Origin of the sequence: Athalassotoga saccharophila (assembly GCF_009936215.1) — a bacterium.
Lineage (GTDB): Bacteria > Thermotogota > Thermotogae > Mesoaciditogales > Mesoaciditogaceae > Athalassotoga > Athalassotoga saccharophila.
Genome location: NZ_AP019551.1, coordinates 303120 through 321620 on the forward strand (window position 1 = coordinate 303120; position 18501 = coordinate 321620).

General features: G+C 36.1%; 19 protein-coding genes and 1 pseudogene. 10 read left to right on the forward strand and 10 right to left on the reverse strand.

Translation table 11 applies throughout. From position 1 onward, the window contains the following. Nucleotides 1–17: 17 nt before the first annotated feature. Together ATHSA_RS01435 and ATHSA_RS01440 are read right to left on the reverse strand one after the other, a co-directional pair. Nucleotides 18–902 carry a cation diffusion facilitator family transporter gene (locus ATHSA_RS01435; RefSeq protein ID WP_161847414.1) on the reverse strand — a complete coding sequence of 295 codons (885 nt, stop codon included), beginning with the start codon at nucleotides 900–902 and terminating at the stop codon, nucleotides 18–20. Continuing rightward, nucleotides 895–1191, reverse strand: a complete 297-nt coding sequence (locus ATHSA_RS01440; RefSeq protein ID WP_232060104.1) for an ArsR/SmtB family transcription factor — start codon at nucleotides 1189–1191, stop codon at nucleotides 895–897. The genes ATHSA_RS01435 and ATHSA_RS01440 overlap by 8 nt, the downstream gene beginning before the upstream one ends. Before the next feature lie 272 nt (nucleotides 1192–1463). Here ATHSA_RS01440 and ATHSA_RS01445 point away from each other — a divergent pair, with 272 nt between their 5' ends. Beyond that, nucleotides 1464–2528: an arsenic resistance protein gene (locus ATHSA_RS01445; RefSeq protein ID WP_161847416.1), complete on the forward strand. Its 1065-nt coding sequence runs from the start codon at nucleotides 1464–1466 to the stop codon at nucleotides 2526–2528. A 13-nt stretch (nucleotides 2529–2541) separates the two neighbouring features. Here the strand turns inward: ATHSA_RS01445 and ATHSA_RS01450 are convergent, their stop codons facing one another. From ATHSA_RS01450 to ATHSA_RS01465, 4 genes are read right to left on the reverse strand one after another with little or no spacing between them, the layout of a single operon-like run. Continuing rightward, the gene (locus ATHSA_RS01450; protein ID WP_161847417.1) at nucleotides 2542–2862 is read right to left on the reverse strand and encodes a YbjQ family protein; all 321 of its coding nucleotides are present in this window, start codon (nucleotides 2860–2862) and stop codon (nucleotides 2542–2544) included. Nucleotides 2863–2872: 10 nt separating this feature from the next. Further along, entirely contained in the window at nucleotides 2873–3637 is a 765-nt protein-coding gene (locus tag ATHSA_RS01455) for an ABC transporter permease subunit (protein WP_161847418.1), read from the reverse strand. After that, nucleotides 3634–4347 carry an ABC transporter ATP-binding protein gene (locus tag ATHSA_RS01460; RefSeq protein ID WP_161847419.1) on the reverse strand — a complete coding sequence of 238 codons (714 nt, stop codon included), beginning with the start codon at nucleotides 4345–4347 and terminating at the stop codon, nucleotides 3634–3636. The genes ATHSA_RS01455 and ATHSA_RS01460 overlap by 4 nt, the downstream gene beginning before the upstream one ends. Beyond that, nucleotides 4331–4783, reverse strand: a complete 453-nt coding sequence (locus ATHSA_RS01465; protein WP_161847420.1) for a GntR family transcriptional regulator — start codon at nucleotides 4781–4783, stop codon at nucleotides 4331–4333. Before ATHSA_RS01465 ends, ATHSA_RS01460 begins: the two co-directional genes overlap by 17 nt. A gap of 86 nt (nucleotides 4784–4869) precedes the next feature. Here ATHSA_RS01465 and ATHSA_RS01470 point away from each other — a divergent pair, with 86 nt between their 5' ends. From ATHSA_RS01470 to ATHSA_RS01485, 4 genes are all read left to right on the forward strand, one after another. Beyond that, nucleotides 4870–6399, forward strand: coding sequence for a type I restriction-modification system subunit M (locus ATHSA_RS01470; RefSeq protein ID WP_161847421.1), 1530 nt, complete (start codon nucleotides 4870–4872; stop codon nucleotides 6397–6399). A 135-nt stretch (nucleotides 6400–6534) separates the two neighbouring features. Continuing rightward, nucleotides 6535–7410, forward strand: coding sequence for an ORF6N domain-containing protein (locus ATHSA_RS10175; protein ID WP_161847422.1), 876 nt, complete (start codon nucleotides 6535–6537; stop codon nucleotides 7408–7410). A gap of 14 nt (nucleotides 7411–7424) precedes the next feature. Next, nucleotides 7425–8636, forward strand: a complete 1212-nt coding sequence (locus ATHSA_RS01480) for a restriction endonuclease subunit S (RefSeq protein WP_161847423.1) — start codon at nucleotides 7425–7427, stop codon at nucleotides 8634–8636. Further along, a complete protein-coding gene (locus tag ATHSA_RS01485) occupies nucleotides 8629–11799 on the forward strand; it encodes a type I restriction endonuclease subunit R (RefSeq protein ID WP_161847424.1) in 3171 nt (1056 codons plus the stop codon). Before ATHSA_RS01480 ends, ATHSA_RS01485 begins: the two co-directional genes overlap by 8 nt. A 41-nt stretch (nucleotides 11800–11840) precedes the next feature. Here the strand turns inward: ATHSA_RS01485 and ATHSA_RS10270 are convergent. Beyond that, nucleotides 11841–12013: pseudogene (locus ATHSA_RS10270) on the reverse strand (DUF262 domain-containing protein); the annotation flags it as partial. Nucleotides 12014–12217: 204 nt separating this feature from the next. Between ATHSA_RS10270 and ATHSA_RS01495 the strand changes: the two are divergent. The 4 genes from ATHSA_RS01495 (at nucleotide 12218) to ATHSA_RS01510 (ending at nucleotide 15331) form a co-directional block, all read left to right on the forward strand. Continuing rightward, the gene (locus ATHSA_RS01495) at nucleotides 12218–12961 is read left to right on the forward strand and encodes an alpha/beta hydrolase (protein WP_161847425.1); all 744 of its coding nucleotides are present in this window, start codon (nucleotides 12218–12220) and stop codon (nucleotides 12959–12961) included. 153 nt (nucleotides 12962–13114) lie between these two features. Then, nucleotides 13115–13291 carry a plasmid pRiA4b ORF-3 family protein gene (locus tag ATHSA_RS01500; RefSeq protein ID WP_161847426.1) on the forward strand — a complete coding sequence of 59 codons (177 nt, stop codon included), beginning with the start codon at nucleotides 13115–13117 and terminating at the stop codon, nucleotides 13289–13291. A 109-nt stretch (nucleotides 13292–13400) separates the two neighbouring features. After that, nucleotides 13401–14093, forward strand: a complete 693-nt coding sequence (locus tag ATHSA_RS01505; protein ID WP_197739188.1) for an MvaI/BcnI family restriction endonuclease — start codon at nucleotides 13401–13403, stop codon at nucleotides 14091–14093. Next, a complete protein-coding gene (locus ATHSA_RS01510; protein ID WP_161847427.1) occupies nucleotides 14090–15331 on the forward strand; it encodes a TRM11 family methyltransferase in 1242 nt (413 codons plus the stop codon). Before ATHSA_RS01505 ends, ATHSA_RS01510 begins: the two co-directional genes overlap by 4 nt. A gap of 138 nt (nucleotides 15332–15469) precedes the next feature. Here the strand turns inward: ATHSA_RS01510 and ATHSA_RS01515 are convergent, their stop codons facing one another. The 3 genes from ATHSA_RS01515 to ATHSA_RS01525 form a co-directional block, all read right to left on the reverse strand. Next, nucleotides 15470–15736, reverse strand: a complete 267-nt coding sequence (locus ATHSA_RS01515) for a type II toxin-antitoxin system Phd/YefM family antitoxin (RefSeq protein ID WP_232060139.1) — start codon at nucleotides 15734–15736, stop codon at nucleotides 15470–15472. Nucleotides 15737–15993: 257 nt separating this feature from the next. Beyond that, nucleotides 15994–16515: a hypothetical protein gene (locus ATHSA_RS01520; protein WP_161847429.1), complete on the reverse strand. Its 522-nt coding sequence runs from the start codon at nucleotides 16513–16515 to the stop codon at nucleotides 15994–15996. Between the two features lie 80 nt (nucleotides 16516–16595). Further along, a complete protein-coding gene (locus ATHSA_RS01525) occupies nucleotides 16596–17537 on the reverse strand; it encodes a Gfo/Idh/MocA family protein (RefSeq protein ID WP_161847430.1) in 942 nt (313 codons plus the stop codon). Between the two features lie 193 nt (nucleotides 17538–17730). Here ATHSA_RS01525 and gpmA point away from each other — a divergent pair, with 193 nt between their 5' ends. After that, nucleotides 17731–18477, forward strand: coding sequence for a 2,3-diphosphoglycerate-dependent phosphoglycerate mutase (gene gpmA / locus ATHSA_RS01530; protein WP_161847431.1), 747 nt, complete (start codon nucleotides 17731–17733; stop codon nucleotides 18475–18477). Nucleotides 18478–18501: the final 24 nt, after the last annotated feature.

Here is an 18501-nt window from a genome sequence, read left to right on the forward strand (position 1 = left end):
AGATCAAGCCCGTAAATCTAAATCACAACCAACGATTCATCAGGACATGGTCTTCCTTCTATTTGAATCGTCAGATGATCTATCCTGTACTTTTCCTTTATCAATTCATTTACCTTTGATCTTATGATATCCGCATTTTTCATCTCTGATGGGTTGAGACGGACATGACATTCCATCATCGTATCTTCACCATCAAGACTCCAAAGATGGACATGGTGAAATGAAAGCACACCTTCAATTGATTCAATGTCTTTTTTCATCTGTGAAAAGTCGATCTTGACAGGTACGCCTTCCATAAGCACATTTATGGACTTTCCTATTATCTCGAATGATTCATAAGATATGTAAGCGATTATTCCAAAAGTTACAAGTGGATCAAGGATGTACCAGTGATAAAGGCCTATAAGAATCCCAACGATTATGACGGCCGCAGAATTCATCGAATCGGAAAGCATATGAATGAATGCCGCCTTTATATTCAAATCGTGGTGAGAGTGGCCGTGAAGCAAAAGTGCTCCGAGTGTATTTCCCGCAAGGGCTAAAATCCCGACCCACATGATCATCTCTCCATTTACATTCTCGGGATGAATTAGCCTTACGGATGCTTCATATCCTAAAAAGGTAAAGGTCATCAAAAGTATGATCGAATTGATCAGGGCCACTATTACACCAGATCTTTTGTATCCGTATGTTTTTCTTTCGTTTCCTGGCTTTCTTGAAGCGATATTGGCAAACAAACTCAAAATCATTCCACCGGCATCTTCAAGGTTATGAAGAGAATCGGTTATAAGTGCGAAACTTCCGGATATAATTCCAAATGAAAGTTCGAAAAAAACTATTCCAAAATTGACGAAGACATTTGCCCATAGAGCCTTTGACGCATGATCATGAATCTCATTCATAAAAACCCTCCTTAACGTGTTCACTTAGCGCGATCAAAAGATTTGAAATGTGAGAATCGGCAAGCGAGTAAAATATCTTGTTTTTCTCTTTTCGCGTTTTGACAGCACCGCCAAGTTTTAGAATCTTCAATTGATTTGAAACGGTGGACTGCTTTAATCCGAGATCTTCAACGATTTTCCCAACGCACGCCTCTCCTTTATCAAGGAGATAGATAAGAATTTCCATTCTTAACTCATTCGCGAAAAGAGAACCCATCTTGGCCATAAGGCCGACATTACGTTTATCCATATATCATGATTATATGATATTATATTTCAAATGTCAACAGATCAAGAGTTATGATCTTTAAATCCATCATTGCCGTTGCAATTGGAGTAATGATAGCCGGCATGATCGTAACTTTGTCCATTTTGCTCGGTACGAATAATTTATAGCACATGTGAAAAAGTGAACTCTTATCGTAAAATTAACTGTAATTGTCACTTCATTTAATCATTTGGCAATCCTTATGTTATAGAATTTATTTTGAGCATTTGACCTTAACAGAAGAGGTGAAGCGAATGGATAAAAAAGAGATTGGAAAAATGGAGAGGTTAAAAGAACATTTAGATAAGTATCTTTTGATCTACGTTGGTATAGCGATGGTTTTGGGGCTTGCCGTAGGCTTTCCTTTTTTCAAGCAGATAGAAACGGTAAAGCCTTTCCTTCAAGTTTTGAATCTGATCATTATTGTGTTCATGATATACCCTATGATGGTCGGCCTTAACTTTGGTGAATTGAAAAACATATCTAAGATGTGGAAGCAATTCTTGTTCGGATTGGTGATAGGTTTGGTTTATGCTCCGCTATTGATGGCTTTGCTTATAAAGATAATTCCCATGAACTCGTATTTATCTTTTGGATTGATCCTTGTTTTTGCCGTTCCATGTTCATCGATGGCCATCGCCGCAACGGGGTTATCAAAGGGCAATACAGAACTCGCGACGATTCTTGTTACAGTCCAGTTTATCCTCGCTCTCGTGGTCGTTCCCTTATGGCTTTCAGTTTTTGGATCGAGTTTTCATGTTCCATTTCCAATGTTTGAAATCATACAAACTCTAATAATCATTGTTGCGATACCGATGTTGTTAGGCTTTGCGACCAAAAGCACGATAGAAATAAAAGGTGGTAAAAAAGCATTATCAAAGGCAAGGGCTTCTTTGCCGGCGATGTCACTTCTCGCTTTGTTCACAATGATCTTCTTGATATTCATGGAACAGGCCCATCTCATAACAGTTCAATGGCAATCTGTACTTGTAACTCTTGCTCCATTAACACTTTATTACGTCATAACGATCTTGCTTTTGACGGTTGTGGATCTAATATTCATGGTAAAGTACAAAGACCATATGGCAGTAGTCTTTACATCTGTTGGAAAAAATGAAGGTACCGCGATGGCAATAGCACTTGCAGGCGGAATAGGCCTTGCGGCAGTACCCGCTGCGATAGCGCCTCTCATTCAGGTTCCTTTACTCGCAACTTACCTAAAGTTTCACTGGCAGATAGCGGGATTATTCGCAAAAAGATCTCCGCGCCTTGTGAACGAATACGAACTGCGCGAGATTAAAGATCTGCAAGAACCTTAGAAAGAAATTTGTCCTATTCTTTCGAAAGTTTAACGGCCGTTCCGTACGCAAGGATTTCGGCCGTTCCTTTCATGATCTCGCTTGTAGTAAGTCTTACCATTATAACTGCGTCGGCGCCAAGTTTTTCAGCCTCGGATACCATTCTCTCAATCGCCATTTCTCTCGATTTTATAAGAAGTTCTTGATACCCCTTTATCTCCCCGCCAACGAGCGTCTTTAAAGATGCGGCTATGTCTACTCCTATGTTTCTCGACATTACCGTATTGCCCCTGACAAGACCAAGGATGCTTTCTACCTTCCTGTTCGGAATATTTTCTGTGGTTGTAAGAATCATCTTACTCCTCCTATATATCCATATTTTTGAATTTGAAATACGTAAATCCCAACAACAAAAAACTCAAAAGCGATAAAATCACAATTTGAATTGCACCAACTCCCGATCCATTTAGCACATCTATCGAGCCCATATAATCGAAAAGGCCAAGAAAGCGCGTTTGTGCGAACACGCCAAGTACGTAAATTCCCACAAATACGGCCAAATCTGCCAAAATTGCCCTTACCTGATCTTTCAAGATCAAAGAGAAAAAGACGCCAATCGAGTACAAAAATATCGTGCCAAAAACAGTTCTGACAGTCCAGATTAAGGCCTGTGAAACCGGCAGATTATATTTCAACATACCGGCAACTGCCAAATAAACAAGACCACCGGCAAGAACGGATATTACACAGGCAATGATTCCCCAAAAGATCTTGGCTAAAAATATTTCAAATCTTGTCGATCTTCCGTGAAGTATGTAGATGGTTCTATCCTCTATCTCTTTTGAAAATGTGGAGAATGAAAAGATTGCAGCCAAAACCGCGGCAATTTCTATAAACGTTTTGTCAAACCATTGAGAATACGAATAATAAGAAAAATCTGAAATCTTTTGTAATTGAGATTGAAGATCTTTTGGTATATTCTTGAGTTGATCCTGAACTGCCGGCATGTTGATAATATTTACGATGATATCCTTAATAGAGACAGTCAAAATCGCAAGGCCTATCATTATAATTATCATGACGATCCAGCGCGTCTTTATAAATGTCAACTCTTTTTTGTAAAGGCTCATTTTTTCTCACCATCTTTCATCAAATTCAGAAATGCATCTGAAAGGTCGTTTCCCGTTTTGTCCTTAAGATCATCGACCGTTCCGGCATAGACAATTCTTCCGGATTTAAGAATTACCATCCCATCGCAAACCTCTTCAACCTCCGAAAGGATGTGAGAAGAATATATGACGGTCTTTCCATCTATCGCCATTTCTCTTATCGTGTCCAAAACATGCTTTCTCATTACCGGATCAAGCCCCCACGTCGGCTCATCAAGCACATAAAGGGAGACATCCTGAGAAAATGCCAAAGATATGTAAAGTTTCGTTCTGTTGCCTTGAGACAATTCTCCGATCTTTCTGTCCATAGTAAGTTCAAATTTATCGGCAAATTTTTTGAATCTGTCAATCGAAAAATTAGGCGCGAAAGATGAAAAGATATCCACCATCTTTGAAACGGTTATCCACTGGTACATTTCCTTTTCTTCCGGTACAAATGAGGCGTCTTTGACTCCATCCGGAAAAGGCTCAACGCCAAGCGTCGTAATCTTTCCGGAGGTAGGCTTTATAAGGCCAAGGATGGATTTAAGCGTCGTCGTCTTTCCGGCTCCGTTGGGACCGAGAATTGCAAAGATACTTCCGGAAGGAATGACAAACGAAATTCCATCAAGCGCTTTGACTTTTCCATCGTATATCTTTGTCAGTTCATAAATCTCAACTGCTTTTTCCATCGTACGCCTCCTCGATGAGTTCATCTATCTTTTTTACGATCTCTTCCTTCGACAGGTTAAAACCCTTCATCTTCAAAACAAGTGATCTCATCTCGTCCATCAACTCATTCAGCCTCTTATCAACGGATGAAGGCGGTGGCTTGACAACGTAATTTCCAACCCCTGCTTTCGAGTCTATAAATCCATTTGACTGTAAAACGAAAAAGGCTTTGGCCACCGTGTTGGGATTGACATTCAACTCAAGCGCCAGCGTCCTTACAGAGGGCAGAAAATCACCGGGCTTGAGCGTGCCCGAGATTATCATGTCTTCAAATTCATGAACTATCTGCTTGTAAACCGGAATATTTGAATGATAATCTATTTTTATGCTTCCACCTCCATACTGTATTAGTATTATAGTACACTTTGTTTTGAATATCAACACCTCTAACATCATCGTTCTGATCAGATTTCTTTATTTTGATTTTATGGTTTAGAATATTATTTAGAATCGGAATTAGGTTGATTTAAGGAGTGTTGATTATGGCAAACAAGAATAACTTAGAATCATTCGAAGAGAAACTATGGAAAGCCGCAGATAAATTGAGAAAAAATATTGATGCCGCAGAATATAAACATGTTGTACTTGGACTCATATTTTTAAGGTATATTTCAGAAGCATTTGAAGATTTATACGAAAAACTTAAAGCAGGTGTGGGAGATTACGCTGGAGCAGATCCAGAAGATAGGGACGAGTACAAGGCAGAGAATGTTTTTTATGTCCCACCAGAAGCAAGATGGAACTATTTAAAATCGAAATCTAAAGACCCGGAAATTGGAAAAATAATAGATAGAGCAATGGAACTGATAGAAAATGAAAATCCATCTTTAAAAGGAGTTTTGCCTAAGGTATATGCAAGAGGAAATCTTGACCCAATAAATCTTGGAGGGTTGATAGACCTTTTTAGTAATATTGCTTTTGATGAGGCAAAAGAGAAAAGTTCAGATATATTAGGACATGTTTTTGAGTATTTCTTAGGAGAGTTTGCGTTAGGCGAGGGCAAAAAAGGTGGCCAGTTCTACACTCCAAGAAGTGTTGTAGAACTTTTAGTTGAAATGCTTGAGCCTTATAAGGGTAGAGTATTTGATCCATGCTGTGGCTCCGGTGGCATGTTTGTTCAATCTGAAAAATTTGTTTTGGCTCATCAAGGAAGGATAAATGATATTTCCATATATGGTCAAGAGAGCAACCAGACAACTTGGCGACTCTGCAAAATGAATCTTGCAATTAGAGAAATTGACTCATCTCAAGTTAAATGGAATCCGGAAGGTTCTTTTTTAAACGATGCCCACAAAGATTTAAAATCTGATTTCGTCATAGCAAATCCACCATTTAACGATAGTGACTGGAGCGGTGAACTTTTAAGAAGTGATGTAAGGTGGAAATATGGAATACCACCTGTTGGTAATGCAAATTATGCGTGGATACAGCATTTTATCTTTCATCTTGCACCACATGGAAAAGCCGGTTTTGTACTGGCAAAAGGGGCATTAACTACGAAACAAAAAGATGAGTACGAAATAAGAAAAAATATGATTGAAGAAGACATCATAGACTGTATTGTAAATCTTCCAGCAAAACTCTTTTTAAATACACAGATACCAGCTTCTTTATGGTTTATCAGAAAAAACAAAACATCAAGAAAAGGGCAAATCCTTTTTATTGATGCAAGGGATATGGGAGAACTTATCAATAGAAGGACAAGGATTTTAACCGAAGAAGATATAAAAAAGATTGCCGGCACCTACCATAAATGGCAACAAGAAGATGAAAATTATGAGGATATAAAAGGCTTTTGCAAATCTGCTACAATTGAAGAAATAAGAGATCTTGACTATGTGCTTACACCTGGTCGATATGTAGGACTTTTGGATGAAGAGGATGATTTCGACTTTGAAGAAAGATTTAATAAATTAAAGGCTGAATTTATTGAGCAGTTACAAGAGGAGGAGAGACTGAATAAATTAATTCTTGAGAATTTAGAAAAATTAGAGATGAAAGATGAAGAATAAAAATCAATTAGTTATTTACCAAGATGTTTATAAAAAATTGAAGTCCAACTCAGAAAAGCAACTCTTTGGCTTGACGCTCACCAATTGCATCACTAAATGTTATGCTTTAAATGAAAATAAGGAGATTTGTTAAAAATGGATAAAGACATAGTAAGTATTGAAGACATTAAAACCAAAATTTATACACTAAGGAGCGTTCAGGTAATGTTAGATAGCGATTTAGCAAAGCTTTACGATGTTGAAGTCAGAGTTTTAAATCAGGCAGTAAAAAGAAATAAAGAAAGATTTCCTGAAGATTTTATGTTTCAACTAACTGAGGAAGAATATGAAAATTTGAGATCACAATTTGTGACCTCAAGTTGGGGAGGAAGAAGATATCTTCCTTATGCTTTTACCGAACATGGAGTAGCAATGCTCTCTACAGTATTAAGAAGTAAAACTGCTATAGATGTTAGTATTAAAATTATGAAAGCATTTGTCGCCATGAGGAAATTTATTATCAAAAACGCTGAAATATTTGCCCGTTTGGAAAAGGTTGAATACAGGTTAACTGAGCACGATAAAAAATTTGAGACTTTATTTAATGCTCTTGAAAACAAAGAAGAAATTCCCACGCAAGGAATATTCTTTGACGGGCAAATTTTTGATGCCTATAAATTTGTTTGCGATTTAATCCGCTCAGCGAAAAAATCAATAATTTTAATAGATAATTACATAGACGAAAGCGTATTTACTTTATTAACTAAGAGAAAACCAGAGGTAAAAGTGATCATATTTGTTGGAAAGATAACAAAACAACTTGAACTGGATTTAAAAAAATACAATGCGCAGTATCCTTTTATTGAAATGATCGAATTAAAAAATATTCACGATAGATTTTTGATAATAGATGATAAGGATGTTTATCATATCGGAGCTTCTTTAAAAGACTTAGGCAAAAAAGTATTTGCTTTTTCAAAAATGGATAAAGCGGGTTTGAAAATTTTGGAAAAGGTAAAGGGTAAAGTATGAATGGAGGCGCTGGTATGAATGAAAAAGTGCCGAAGGGGTGGAAGAAAGTTAAGTTGAGGGAAATAGCAATAATAAATCCTTCTGAGTCATTAAAAAAAGGCCAAATTGCTAAAAAAGTTTCAATGGAAATGATTAGGCCATTTACTAAAAAAATCGATTTTTTCTTATTAGAAAGATATAATGGAGGAGTAAAATTTAAAAATGGAGATACAATAGTTGCAAGGATAACTCCAAGTTTAGAAAATGGGAAAACTGCTTTTATAGATTTTCTAGAAAATAACGAAATAGGTTTTGGTTCAACAGAATTTATAGTTTTAAGGGCTATTGATGAAAAATCAGATAAACATTTTCTGTATTATTTTGCAATCTCTCCAGAATTTAGAGATATTGCTATTAAATCTATGACAGGTAGTTCTGGGAGACAACGAGTTCAAACAGATGTAGTTAAAGAATATGAATTTTATCTTCCTCCACTTCCAGAACAACAAGCCATTGCCGATGTGCTTTCATCTCTTGATGACAAAATAGACCTTCTTCACCGTCAAAACAAAACCCTTGAACAAATGGCAGAAACTCTTTTTAGAAAGTGGTTTATTGAAGACGCAAAAGAGGACTGGGAAGAGGTGAAGTTAGGAGAAGTTTTAAACAAAATTGAATCAGGCTCCAGACCTAAAGGAGGAATAGATCCTAATTTAAAAACAGGAATTCCAAGTATTGGAGCTGAAAATATTAATGGATTAGGTAATTTTGATTTCTCTAAAGTAAGATATATTACCAATGAATTCTTTAAAAAGATAAAACAAGGCATCGTTCAAGATTATGATGTATTAATTTATAAAGATGGCGCTTATATTGGAAGAAAAAGCATGTTTGGAAAAGGTTTTCCATTTAAAAAATTTTGTGTTAATGAGCATGTCTTTATATTAAGAGTAAATGATAGACTATCGCAATTTTTCCTTTATTTTTTATTGAATGAAGAAGAATTAAGAAATTTTAATACTAACTCTGCGCAACCCGGATTAAATAAGGGTACTATGAAGAATTTATCAATAATTTTACCTCCAAAAAACACGACTGTAAAATTTGATAATTTTGTTAAACCTTTGGTTGACAAAATATTTCTTAATGGCATACAAATCCGCACCCTCGAAAATTTACGAGATGCACTTCTGCCAAAACTAATGAGCGGAGAATTAAGGGTAAAATTAGGAGATAACTATGTCTAACTTAACCGAATCACAAATTGAAAACTTTGCAATAGAACTGTTTAAAAATCAAGGTTATAATTATCTTTTTGGCCAGGATGGCGAAAATACCGTTAGGGAATCCTTTGAAGATGTCATCTTATTTGACAGATTAATAACTGCTTTAAAAAATATAAATCCAGATTTACCCCAAGATGCAGTTGAAGATGCCATAAAACAGTTAACCCGCATCCATACGACCGATTTAATAGCAAATAACGAAATCTTTCACAGAATGCTAACTGAAGGCATAAAAATTACATACCAAAAAGATGGGATTGAGAGAGGCGATATTGTATGGCTCATTGATTTTAAAAATCCACAAAATAACGATTTTTTGGTGGTAAACCAATTTACAGTTATAGAAAATCATCACAAAAGACCCGATATTGTTATCTTTATAAACGGACTGCCTCTTGTTGTGATAGAACTTAAAAATCCAGCAGATGAAGATGCAACCATTAAATCAGCCTATAACCAACTTCAAACATACAAACAAACAATACCATCACTTTTTACCTACAATGAAATTTTAATTATCTCAGATGGGCTTGAAGCAAAAATAGGAAGTTTGTCTGCCGAATACGATAGATTCATGGCTTGGAAATCTATCGATGGTAAAAAAGAGGCCTTACATGTGAATCAGATTGAAACATTGATAAAAGGGCTTTTAAATAAAGAAACTCTCATTGATTATATTAGATTTTTTATACTTTTTGATAAATCAAAAAAAGAAGATGAGAAAGGTCAAACCATTATACAAATCACAAAGAAAATAGCGGTATACCATCAATACTACGCTGTCAACAAAGCCATTGAGTCAACACTGAGGGCAATTGGTAAAAATAAAAATATAACAATTTTTAACGAATCTCCTGCAATTTATGGTTTGCCTGATGTTAAGACGCAATCAGAAGGAGACAAAAAAGCCGGTGTTGTCTGGCATACTCAAGGTTCTGGAAAATCTTTATCGATGCTTTTTTATGCAGGAAAAATAATTCAAACAATCAACAACCCAACAATTGTCGTGATCACTGATAGAAACGACCTTGATGACCAGCTTTTTGATACCTTCGCCTCTGCAACTCCACTTTTAAGACAAGAACCAGTCCAGGCCATAAACAGACAGCATCTAAAAGAACTTTTAAAAGTTAATGCCGGTGGTGTTGTATTTACAACTATTCATAAATTTTGGCCAGATGAAGGAAACGTTTATGAAACTTTATCAAATAGAGATAACATCATTGTAATTGTAGATGAGGCTCACAGGACGCAGTATGGCTTTAAAGCAAAAGTAGATAAAGAAAGCGGAGAGTTTAAATATGGTTTTGCGAAATATTTAAGAGATGCATTGCCAAATGCAACTTACATTGCCTTTACTGGAACACCAATTGAAAAAGCAGATAGAAACACTCCAGCGGTTTTTGGAAACTACATTGATATTTATGATATTGCAAACGCAGTTGAAGATGGAGTAACAGTTCCCATTTATTACGAAAGCAGACTTGTAAAAATAAACTTAGACGAAGAAGGAAAAAAACTTATTGAGGAATACGAAGAAGAACTTGACGAAAAAGGGTTATCAGAAGTAGAAAAAGCAAAGGCAAAATGGGCTAAACTTGAATCTTTAGTTGGTGCAAAACCGAGAATAGAAGAGATTTCAAAAGATATTGTAGAGCATTTTGAGCAGCGACTTGAAGCAATGGACGGAAAAGGAATGATTGTCGCCATGACAAGGAAAATTGCCGCTGGACTTTACAACGAAATAATAAGTTTACGTCCTGATTGGCACAGCGACGAAATTAAAAGAGGAAAAATAAAAGTTGTTATGACGACCTCGTCTTCGGATGAACCAGAGATTTCAAAATTTTATCTAACAAAAGAGGAAAGAAAAACATTAGCATATAGATTTAAAGACCCTAAGGATGAATTAAAAATTGTCATTGTAGTTGATATGTGGCTTACAGGTTTTGATGTTCCTTGCCTTCATACAATGTACATCGATAAGCCAATGAAAGGTCATACTTTGATGCAGGCGATAGCCCGGGTAAACAGAATTTACAAAGATAAAATAGGTGGACTTATAGTTGATTATATCGGAATTGCTGCAGATTTGAAAGAGGCTTTATCTTTTTATGCAGAAAATGGAGGAAAGGGAAAACCTGCGGAACTCCAAGAAGAAGCAGTTAAGATAATGCTTGAAAAATTTGAAGTCGTAAGGGATATGTTTTATGGTTTTGATTATAAAAAATATCTTGATGCCGATATTTCACAGAAATTAAACATTATCCTCGAGGCAGAGGATTTTATACTTGGGCTTGAAAATGGTAAAAAGAGATATATTGACGCGGTAACGGCTCTTTCAAGGGCTTTTGCCATAGCAATTCCACACCCAAAAGCCATGAGAATAAAAGAAGAAGTAGCATTTTTTCAGGCTGTAAAATCAAGACTTGTAAAATTTAACAGAAGTGAAGAAGGAGAAACGGTAGAAAATTTTGAAACTGCAATAAAGCAGATTGTAGATAAAGCCATAACGACTAATGGTGTAATTGATATATTCGACGCATCAGGCATAAAAAAGCCTGATATTTCAGTATTGTCCGATGAGTTTTTAGAAGAAATAAAAGTTATGAAACATAAAAATTTAGCCATTGAAACTCTTAAAAAGTTGATAAATGATGAAATTAAAGGAAGAATAAAAACAAATTTAGTTAAAACCAAATCCCTTAGAGAATCCCTTGAAAATTTGATAAGAAAATACAACAATAAACTTCTTACGGCAGCAGAAGTAATAGATGAACTTATAAAACTCGCTAAAGAAATTAAGGAAAGCGATAAAGAACCAAAAGAAATGGGACTTTCTGATTATGAATACGCCTTTTACTGCGCGGTTGCGGACAACGAAAGCGCAAGAGAACTTATGGGAAAAGAGAAATTAAGAGAACTTGCAGTTGTCCTTTATCAAAGTGTCAAAGAAAATGCAACTATAGACTGGCCTATCAGAGAAAGTGCAAGATCGAAATTAAAAGTGATAATAAAAAGAACGCTTAGACACTATGGCTATCCGCCGGATATGCAGCAACTTGCCACAGAAACAGTTCTCAAACAGGCCGAACTCATAGCCAGCGAAATTACCCCTAATTAATTCTTTTGGGTATTTCCATCGTCAATTGCTTACTTTTAGATTATTATATAACCTACCGGATATCCCTTATAAAGTGAATCTATAAAGTCTCTAACTTTTGTAGAACTCCAAACAAAAGGTCTTTAATTTCAGGAATTGCAATTTCATTACTTTGTATCCAAGAAAGAATATGTTGAATTGGATGCTGATTAACAGAAAAATTTTGATTCATCATTCTTATTCCCCCTATTCCGTAATTTAGTAAGAAAAGATCGTGAAATTTCATAATAAAATATAACATAAATAGTATGTTCCACGAAAGTGATCAAGTGATCAGTTGTAAAAATTCAATCAGAAATTGTGCGCTCATTAAAAGTGATCATACCTACAAAAACATTTGTTATCCATGTGATAAAATATCCATAAGGAAGGTTGAAAAATGAAAAAAGGTAATATCTTTCTTTTAACGCTTGTAACAATTTTGGTTGCAGGAGGACTACTTTTTTGGTACCTAAAACCCATGAACGTCATGCCGCAGGCCTTAGAGGCAATGAAATCAAATGATTCTGTTAAGGTCACTTACGAGAATTGGATAGCCTTCACCCCAAGAGACGCTACACCGACTGTCGGGTTTATCTTTTACCCCGGTGCAAAGGTTGATCCTCGATCATACGCTCCTGAAATGAGTGAGATAGCATCACATGGATTCCTTACGGTTATAGTTCTTATGCCGCTAAATTTGGCGATTTTTGGCGTAGACAAAGCCGGTGAAGTTATAAAAGATTATCCATACATCAAAAAATGGGTAATTGGAGGACATTCTCTCGGAGGAGTTATAGCCGTCAGTTACGCAAAGAATAACAAAAATAAAATAAATGGAATAGTTCTGTGGGCATCTTATCCGGATAATTCAGATGATCTTTCTAATTCTTCAATTCCAGTACTTGTAATCTATGCCACCAACGATGGTCTTGCTACACCTCAAAAGATAGAAGATGCAAAGCATTTGCTTCCTCAAAATACCGAATATGTCAGGATCTTGGGAGGAGATCATGCACAATTTGGATGGTACGGAGATCAGGATGGCGATAATCCTGCGACTATAACGAGATCAGATCAACAAAAGATAATCGTCAATGCAACTCTTAATTTTCTTAAAGATATTTCCTTATCTTATCGCTGAAAAGAATAACTGAATTTGTAGGTGCGGATTTCGAAATAAGTGAAGAAAGAATCATGATTGTCACGTTCAAAATAAAAGAAGGTTTTCAATTTGATGCCTCGAAAGAAGATATAATAAAATCAGCGAATAACTTACAAATGTATGCTTTTCGCTTTGGAACGTTGGAAAGTTGGAAATAAGATCGAAGAAGATAAGTTAATCGATTTTTATCTTGACCCATCAGCAGAGGATCACGAAGAGATCGTTGAATGGGCAGGAGAAGATTTTGATCCAGACAAATTTGATATCAAAGAAATAAATCCCCGTCTTAAAATGCTTCAAACTGACTGATGAAAAGGCGCAAAAAATTCGGTGTTTTCGATCAAAAATTTTCGGTGTTGACAAGTGATCGCACTCACAAAAGTATTTGTTATCCATGTGATAAAATATCCATAAGGAAGTGATTTTTCTGAACATAAAGGAATTCAAAAAACAATTTATAGTTTTGAGAAATAAAGGTTATGTGGAATCTCTGAGAAAGGGTCCTACTGGAGTAGGGAAAACTTTAGAAAGTTATATGGGACTTAAAGAAAATAATCTTGATTTACCGGATCTCGGGAACATAGAATTAAAGGCTCATCGTGATAATTCAATGAATTTGATAACATTATTCACTTTCAATAGAGGAGCATGGATTCTAAACCCATTAGATGCAGTGCGGAGATACGGTACAAAAGATAAAAACGGTAGATTAGGGCTTTATTTTACCATGTCTTTCCAAGTTAATAGCGCTGGATTATTTCTTTATTGTGATACTGAAACTGTTAGTGTAAGACATATAGATGGTACAACAATTGCTAAATGGAAATTTTCTGATCTCGAAGAACAGTTTATCAAAAAAATGCCAGCATTGATATTGGTAAAGGCAAGAGTAGAATACAGAAAAGATAAAGAATGGTTTTATTTTTATTCTGCCGAATTACTCAAAGGCACAACTTCTTTCATAATAAATGAGCGAATTAGAGATGGTACTCTTTTGATAGATTTACGTCTTCACGATAAAGGAACTATGGCACGAAATCACGGTACTGGATTTAGAACTTATGAAAAGTATTTAACGAATTTTTTTAAGACAAGGGAGGTTATAGTTTGATAAAAACGGAAGATTGGACTTTTAATGGTGAAAACACACGAGATTACACTCACATTTATCACGATTATCCAGCCAGAATGATACCACAAATACCAAGAAAAATACTTAGTATGCTAAACTTAAATAAGGGAATATTATTTGATCCTTACTGTGGGACAGGTTCTTCTTTAGTTGAGGGTTTATTACTTTCTCTGGATGTTGTAGGAACTGATATAAATCCATTGGCACAACTTATAGCCAAGGCAAAAACTAATTATTCAATGGATCCTAAGCAGATCAGAAAAGCAATAGATGACTTCATATATTTTTCTGTATATCCTAATCTGACTCCTGCTATTCCTAACGTTAAAAATATATCATTCTGGTTCAAAGAGGATGTTATAGAGTCGTTGGGAATGATTCTTGCTTACTTGCAAAAAATAGAAAATGAAAATATCAAAATATTTTTTAGCGTTGCCTTCAGTGAAACGGTAAGATTGAGTTCTAACACAAGAAGAGGAGAATTTAAATTATTTAGATATAACAAACAGTATCTTTCTAACTTCAATCCAGATCCATTTAAAATTATGGCAGAGAAATTAGAAAAGAATTATTTAGGATATCTTGCTTTTAAACGTCATATGGATCTTCTTGAATATAGACCCAAAGCAGATATCTACTCTTTTAATTCGGTTAAAGACATTCCTAATGAATTTATACCAAGCAATTATGCCGATATAGTTATTACTTCTCCTCCGTATGGAGATTCTCATACAACAGTTGCTTATGGTCAATACTCAAGATTATCTATCGAATGGTTAAGTCTTTCTAATTCAAGTGAAGATGTTGACAAAACTTCTATGGGCGGTAGTAGAGCCCCCCAAATTATTAAATTTGAGTGTTCACCTCTTGATTTAGCAATTGAAGAAATAGGAAGCAAAAATGAAAAAAGGGCCAAAGAGGTTGTATCATTCTATATCGATCTTCGACAATCTATAAAGAATGTATCTAAAATAGTAAAACAAAATGGATATGTTTGTTATATCGTGGCAGATAGAACAGTCTCAGAAGTTATGCTGCCAACGTCAGAAGCAATAAAGTGCTTTTTTAATGATGAAGGATTTCAAGAATTTGGTACTTATTTAAGAAATATACCAAATAAAAGAATGCCAATGTTAAATAGCCCAACGAATGTATCTGGAAATAAAAGTAAAACTATGACTAAAGAATTCATAATAATAATGAAGAAAATATCTTAAAATTTAATTTTTTACTTCCATTTGGTCGCGGGTTATCTGCCAGTTCATTCATGGAATCCAGCATCTCGAGGATCAAATTCTTTGGCAGTTTTTTGATGATCTTTTGAACGTTGTGATGAATTAGAATTTCGTATTTCCTCAAATCAGACCTTCATCTTTTAATTCTTTTTCAAACTTTTTAAGAGATATCGCAGTATCCGGATTTCTTTTCCATTCTTCATACACATCGTTTGCATGTTTTTCGACTCTTTTGTCCTCAAGAATTGTCTTTATCTCGGCATAATCTTTGTATGGAATGACAACAGCAACAGGTTTGCCGTTTCTTTCAACAACCACGTCGTCTCCGGTATAGATATCGTCCAGCAATGTCCGCCATTTTTGCCGTACTTCTTTACTGCTAAACACTTTCAATTTTTACCACATCTTTCACATATTATATACAATAATTATTATATAACTTTTATAAAATGGTATCAACTGTTGTATAAAGTCGAGCATAACCTCTGGAAGTACATCGAAGAACAGATAAATCTCGGTCTCTGACAAAGATGCCGATATATGCGTCATACGACGTCGTGGCCACGTAGAGGAGATTTATTTTCCCGACTATTTTAAGGTAAAACTAAGCCGGCTTTCGCCGGCTTGATTATTTGTTTTTCAAATTATTCTGGAACCGTTACAAGCCATCCTACGGGGGCGCCCGCTATCGGATGGGAAAGGGTACCTATCTGACCATTGAATTCTATTTTTGGTGGTATGGGATTTTTGGAAACCACAAAGGACGTTGTTGTGTCGAGATATTGTGCCTGTGATGTGATTTGACTTGATGAAAAATAGAAGATCACCGGCTTTGAGAACTTTCCTATCAAAGCACCAGTTGTAAGGTCTGTGACTTTAAAAGCAAAGGCATAAAGCACTTTTTGATTTGATGGAACATACTTTTGCCATGAGGTTGGGGTCGCAGTGAGCAATTCGAATTTAACCGGAACATTTCCAAATGCACCTTCGGGAATGTTTATGGAAGCGTTACCAAGTGTAAGAACCGCATTTTGATCAGGTTGAATTATTATCGACGCGACCACATTGGGAAATCCATACATCGTAAAATCTGGAACTGCTGCAATGGCTACAGACGCCGCTATTAAGAACGCAGATAAAATTGAAATTGTTAGAAACTTTTTCATTTTTTCACCTCCGAAAACGATTTTCATTTTTATTATACCACAAAATCGCAAAAATGAAAATCGTTTTTTATTAATAAATTCTATTTTATGACTTTTTCTATCATTTCAAGGTCTGTGAATGCAAGGTAAGGATCACCCAAAACTGGTTTTTGGCGTTTAACGACGCAATTGTAAAAGTCTTTGAATTCTTCTGCGAAGAAATTTGTCGGAGGTATTGGATATTCTTTGACATCTTCGCCCTTTACGATCGTGATTTTAGAATTTTTCATCTTTAAAAACCCGAGGGATCCATAAATTGAAAATTCATTTTCTCTGTAATCAGGTGCGTATGTAACAGAGTAGGTGCCAAAACCATTTTCATACTTTATGCTCATGATCATCGTGTCGTAAGCATCCGTAAAGTTGGAGATCTGCTTTGCAAATCCGACGACAGAAAGATATTTGCCAAAAATCGCGTTCAAAAATGCGACGTGGTGAACACCACCATCTGAAAGAAAGCCCCCAACATGTGCTGGATGTTTTCTCCATTCAGTTTTAGCGTATTTGCTATCTTTCGTTGGAATAACGAGTTTGTAATCGAAAAAGGCCACCTCCCCGATTTCGGAAAGATGATCTTTTATTATCTTTATGGCCGGATCGTGTCTGTGACTTTCGGCGATGTAGAGTATCCTTTGCGGATATTTTTCCTGAAGTTCAAGTACTTTTCGTGCGCTTTGGGTGTTTTCGGCGATGGGTTTTTCACAAATCACGTCCCAGCCTTTTTCAAAGGCGATCTTTATCATATCGTAATTCAAATTTACCGGTATCGCTATGTCGACAACGTCTATGTCCTTCATCTTCGAAGGATCATCGAAAGCGACGACATCACTCCCACACTCATTGGCAAGCGATGCGGCATGATCTATGTTTCTGCTTGAAATTGCCTTTATCTCGTAAAGCGCATCGAGAGTTCTTAGTGCGGGAAGATGCAACTCTTTTACCGCTATGCCCGATCCGATTATTCCCAACTTCAATTTTCTCATAATTTTCACCTCCATATTTTGATCTTACCATGCAAACTTTAAGACGTGAAGAGTTTATTGACAATTTCAAATTGCCAATTTTCCATGCCACGAGCCACGTGCAACCTGCCAAATCACCTGCCGGAATTTATGACTCAAAATTGAAGTCAAATTTGGGTATAATAAGATTTGAATACATATCGAGGAGGTCAAAATGTACAAAATTGTGCTTTTGAGACACGGAGAAAGTTTGTGGAACAAAGAAAACAGGTTTACAGGCTGGACGGATGTGGATCTTACCGAAGGAGGAATTCAGGAGGCTCACAGTGCAGGTAAAATTCTCAAAGATTCAGGTTATCATTTCGATATCGCCTTCACATCTGTACTTAAAAGGGCCATAAGAACGTTGTGGATAGTACTCGATGAAATGGATCTTATGTGGATACCCTTTCAAAATTCATGGAGATTGAATGAAAGACATTACGGTGCATTGCAAGGGTTGAATAAGGCCGAAACTGCGCAAAAGTACGGCGACGAGCAGGTAACTTTGTGGAGAAGATCGGCAGACATAAGGCCACCGGCCCTTGATAAAAATGATCCAAGGTACCCAGGCCACGATCCACGGTACGCGAGTTTGAAAGAGTCTGAACTGCCTCTTACCGAAAACCTCATAGACACGATAAACAGGGTGATACCTTACTGGAATTCAACGATAGCGCCCACGATAAAATCTGGAAAGAAAGTCATCGTCGTCGCCCATGGAAACAGTTTGAGAGGATTGGTAAAGTATTTAGACAATTTGTCAAACGAAGAGGTAATCGCTCTTAACATCCCGACGGGAATTCCTCTTGTGTATGAACTTGATGATAATCTAAAACCGATAAAGCATTATTATCTTGGCAATCAGGAGGAGATCGAGAAAAAAGCCGAGGCCGTTGCCAATCAATCAAAAGCAAAGTAAAGCCTTCACAAAAATAGGAGGGAA

Excerpts from the sequence above, each read along its gene's own strand:
- gpmA (WP_161847431.1), top strand. The coding sequence starts at position 17,731 with ATGTACAAAATTGTGCTTTTGAGACACGGAGAAAGTTTGTGGAACAAA.
- ATHSA_RS01470 (WP_161847421.1), top strand. The coding sequence starts at position 4,870 with ATGGCAAACAAGAATAACTTAGAATCATTCGAAGAGAAACTATGGAAA.
- ATHSA_RS01435 (WP_161847414.1), bottom strand. The coding sequence starts at position 902 with ATGAATGAGATTCATGATCATGCGTCAAAGGCTCTATGGGCAAATGTC.
- ATHSA_RS01480 (WP_161847423.1), top strand. The coding sequence starts at position 7,425 with ATGAATGAAAAAGTGCCGAAGGGGTGGAAGAAAGTTAAGTTGAGGGAA.
- ATHSA_RS01450 (WP_161847417.1), bottom strand. The coding sequence starts at position 2,862 with ATGATTCTTACAACCACAGAAAATATTCCGAACAGGAAGGTAGAAAGC.
- ATHSA_RS10175 (WP_161847422.1), top strand. The coding sequence starts at position 6,535 with ATGGATAAAGACATAGTAAGTATTGAAGACATTAAAACCAAAATTTAT.
- ATHSA_RS01495 (WP_161847425.1), top strand. The coding sequence starts at position 12,218 with ATGAAAAAAGGTAATATCTTTCTTTTAACGCTTGTAACAATTTTGGTT.
- ATHSA_RS01525 (WP_161847430.1), bottom strand. The coding sequence starts at position 17,537 with ATGAGAAAATTGAAGTTGGGAATAATCGGATCGGGCATAGCGGTAAAA.
- ATHSA_RS01440 (WP_232060104.1), bottom strand. The coding sequence starts at position 1,191 with ATGGATAAACGTAATGTCGGCCTTATGGCCAAGATGGGTTCTCTTTTC.
- ATHSA_RS01445 (WP_161847416.1), top strand. The coding sequence starts at position 1,464 with ATGGATAAAAAAGAGATTGGAAAAATGGAGAGGTTAAAAGAACATTTA.
- ATHSA_RS01520 (WP_161847429.1), bottom strand. The coding sequence starts at position 16,515 with ATGAAAAAGTTTCTAACAATTTCAATTTTATCTGCGTTCTTAATAGCG.
- ATHSA_RS01460 (WP_161847419.1), bottom strand. The coding sequence starts at position 4,347 with ATGGAAAAAGCAGTTGAGATTTATGAACTGACAAAGATATACGATGGA.
- ATHSA_RS01455 (WP_161847418.1), bottom strand. The coding sequence starts at position 3,637 with ATGAGCCTTTACAAAAAAGAGTTGACATTTATAAAGACGCGCTGGATC.
- ATHSA_RS01485 (WP_161847424.1), top strand. The coding sequence starts at position 8,629 with ATGTCTAACTTAACCGAATCACAAATTGAAAACTTTGCAATAGAACTG.
- ATHSA_RS01465 (WP_161847420.1), bottom strand. The coding sequence starts at position 4,783 with ATGATGTTAGAGGTGTTGATATTCAAAACAAAGTGTACTATAATACTA.